The sequence below is a fragment of the Caulobacter sp. D5 genome (assembly GCF_003185805.1).
Classification (GTDB): Bacteria; Pseudomonadota; Alphaproteobacteria; order Caulobacterales; family Caulobacteraceae; genus Caulobacter.
The window spans coordinates 1-3,179 of the sequence record NZ_QHJY01000389.1 but is presented as its reverse complement, the minus strand read 5'-3'; the positions used below and the strand labels follow the sequence as shown (position 1 = coordinate 3,179).

At 70.3% G+C, this 3,179-nt stretch carries 3 protein-coding genes; all 3 read left to right on the top strand.

Annotated features, from left to right (window positions below):
* On the top strand, positions 1-422 hold a 422-nt coding region (locus tag DMC18_RS21690), incomplete at its 5' end, for an HlyD family efflux transporter periplasmic adaptor subunit (protein WP_146218164.1).
* Entirely contained in the window at positions 419-1,960 is a 1,542-nt protein-coding gene (locus tag DMC18_RS21685; RefSeq protein ID WP_110121479.1) for an MDR family MFS transporter, read from the top strand. The genes DMC18_RS21690 and DMC18_RS21685, both read left to right, overlap by 4 nt.
* On the top strand, positions 1,944-3,179 hold a 1,236-nt coding region (locus DMC18_RS21680), incomplete at its 3' end, for an efflux transporter outer membrane subunit (protein WP_110133302.1). The genes DMC18_RS21685 and DMC18_RS21680, both read left to right, overlap by 17 nt.

The following is a 3,179-nucleotide window of genomic DNA, read 5'->3' as shown; positions in this document are numbered from 1 at the left end:
GGCTGGACCGCTCCTACGCCGCCGTGGTCGCCCCGGCCGACGGCGTGGTGGCCAAGGTCGCGCAGCTGCAGGTCGGCGCCCGCGTCACGGCCTCGCAGCCGGTGTTCTGGCTGCTCTCGGGCAAGCCCTGGGTCGAGGCCAACTTCAAGGAAGACCAGCTGGCCCACATGCGCGTCGGCCAGCCGGCCAGCATCAAGGTCGACGCCTACGACCATCCGCTGAAGGCCCACGTGGCCAGCTTCAGCCCCGGCACCGGCTCCAGCTTCGCCCTGCTGCCGGCCGAGAACGCCAGTGGCAACTGGGTGAAGGTGGTGCAGCGCGTGCCCGTGCGCCTGATCCTCGACGAGGCCGTCCCGGGCAATCTGGGCGCCGGCCTCAGCGCCAAGGCGACGGTGGACGTCCGCTCGGGCCGCCAGGGATGAACGCCGCGCGGGCCCTTTCCGGCCACGATCGCGACGTCGCCAACCGCGGCCCCATCACCGTCTCGGTGATGCTGGCGACGATCATGATCTCGCTGGACACGACGATCGCCAACGTCGCCCTGCCGCATATCCAGGGCAGCGTCTCGGCCTCGGCCGACCAGATCACCTGGGTGCTGACCTCCTACATCGTGGCCGCCACGATCATGACGCCGCTGACCGGCTTCATGACCGAGCGCCTGGGTCGCAAGATGGTGCTGAACGTCTGCATCGTCGGCTTCACCGTCGCTTCGATGCTGTGCGGCGTGGCCAACAGCCTGGTCGAGATCGTGCTGTTCCGGCTGCTGCAAGGCCTGTTCGGCGCGGCGCTGATCCCGCTGTCGCAGGCGGTGCTGCTCGACATCAACCCGCCCGAGCGCCACGGCCAGGCCATGGCCGTCTGGGGCGCCGGCGCGGTGCTGGGGCCGATCCTGGGCCCGGCCCTGGGCGGCTGGCTGACCGACAATCTCGACTGGCGCTGGGTGTTCTTCATCAACCTGCCGGTCGGGGTGCTGGCCTTCTGCGGGGTGTTCTTCTTCCTGTCCGAGAAGAAGGGAACCGAGAAGAAGCGCTTCGACATCCTGGGCTTCGCCAGCCTGGCCATCGCCATCGGCGCCTTCCAGCTGATGCTCGACCGCGGACCCGGCCAGGACTGGCTGGGCTCGGCCGAGATCTGGACCTACCTGATCGTCTGCGGGATCTCGCTGTGGGTGTTCGCCGTACAGCTGGCGACGGCGGAAAAACCATTCGTCTCGCGCGCCCTGCTGGCCGACGCCAACTTCATGACCTGCTGCTTCTTCGGCTTCTTCATCGGCATACTGCTCTACAGCACCCTGGCCCTGCTGCCGCCGATGATGCAGACCCTGCTGGGCTATCCGGTGGCCTTCACGGGCCTGGTCTCCATGCCCCGGGGCCTGGGCTCGTTCATCGCCATGTTCGCCGTCGGCCAGCTGGTCGGGCGGATGAACATCAAGCTGATCCTGGCGATCGGCATGGCCATCAGCATCGTGTCGCTGTGGCAGATGAGCCATTTCAGCTTAGGGATGGACACCCACCTGATCATCATCTCCGGCTTCCTGTCGGGGGCGGGGACGGGCCTGATCTTCGTGCCGCTCAGCACCATCGCCTTCGCCACGGTGAAGCCGGAGCTGCGGGCCGAGGGCGCGGGCCTGTTCACCCTGGTGCGCAACATCGGCTCGGCGGCCGGCATCTCGATCATGCAGGCCCTGTTCGTCAGCGGCATCGAGAAGCACCACGCCGTGCTGGTCGAGCACGCCCGGCCCGACAATCCGCTGTACCAGGCCTACGCCAAGAGCGTGTTCCTGACCCACAGCGCCATGGCGGCCTTCAACGGCGTCATCAACCGCCAGGCCTCGATGCTGGCCTATCTCGACGACTTCCGCCTGATGCTGGTCATCACCGTGGCCTGCTCACCGCTCATCCTGCTCATGCGAACCCCGAAAGCCAAAGGGGGCGAGACCGTTCATGTCGCCGACCACTAAGACCTCCCGCCTGGCCGCCCTCGCCGGCGCGATCAGCCTCGCCGCCCTCGCCTCGGCCTGCACCACCGTCGGTCCGAACTTCCAGGCGCCAGAAGCTCCGAAGACGGCCGGTTACCTGGCCAAGGACGAGGCCTCTCCGGCCGCCGCCGCCACGCTGGACCAAGCCGGCGTCGGTCCGTGGTGGACGGCGCTGGGCTCGCCCGAGCTCGACGCGGTGATCCGCCAGGCCCTGGCCGACAACCCCTCGCTGGTCGAGGCCGACGCCACCCTGGCGCAGGCCGGCGCGGCCCTGGCGGCCGTGCGCGGCCAGGCCGGGCCGCAGGTTTCCGCCAACGCGGGCGTGAACCGCGAGCGCGCGAACCTCCAGGCCTTCGGCTTCACCAGCTTCGGCGACCTCACGCTGAGCAACCCGACCTTCAGCCTCTATTCGGTGGGCGCGGGCGTCGGCTACGACCTCGACCTTTGGGGCGGCCAGAAGCGCCGGATCGAGGGCGCGACGGCCCGCGCCGAGGCGCAAGGCCGGCGCGCCGAGGCGGCCTATCTCAGCCTGACGGCCAATATCGCCCTGCAGGCGGCGACGATCGCCACGCTCCAGGCCCAGATCGCCAGCGTCGAACAGATGATCGCCGACGACGAGGCCAACATCGCCCTGGTGCGCCGCGCCGACGCCTTGGGCGGGGCGACCCGCCTGGCCGGCGTCTCGGCCCAGGCCCAGCTGGAGCAGGACCGCGCGCAGCTGCCGCCCTTGCAGGGCGAACTGGCGGCCGCCCGCCACGCCCTGGCGCTGCTGGTCGGCAAGGCCCCGGCCGACTGGACGCCGCCGGCCTTCACGCTCGACACCCTGAAGCTGTCGGCGCCGGTGCCTGTCGTCCTGCCGTCGGCCCTGGTGCGCAAGCGGCCGGACATCCTGGCGGCCGAGGCCGAGCTGCACGCGGCCACCGCCGACATCGGCGTGGCCACGGCCGACCTCTATCCGAACCTCAAGCTCAGCGCCTCGCTGACCCAGGGCGCGCTGAAGCCGAAGGACATCTTCAGCTACGACGCCAGCGGCTGGGACGTGGGCGCGGGCCTGACCGCGCCGCTGTTCGACGGCGGAACCCTGAAGGCGCGGCGCGAGCAGGCGAGGGCGGCCGCCCGCGTCGCCTCGGCCCGCTACCAGCAGACGGTGCTGAGCGCCTTCGGCCAGGTGGCCGACGCGCTGGCGGCCTTGTCGGCCGAC

Bases quoted from the DNA above. Each gene is read 5' to 3' on its own strand.
- DMC18_RS21685 (WP_110121479.1), top strand. From the start codon at position 419: ATGAACGCCGCGCGGGCCCTTTCCGGCCACGATCGCGACGTCGCCAAC.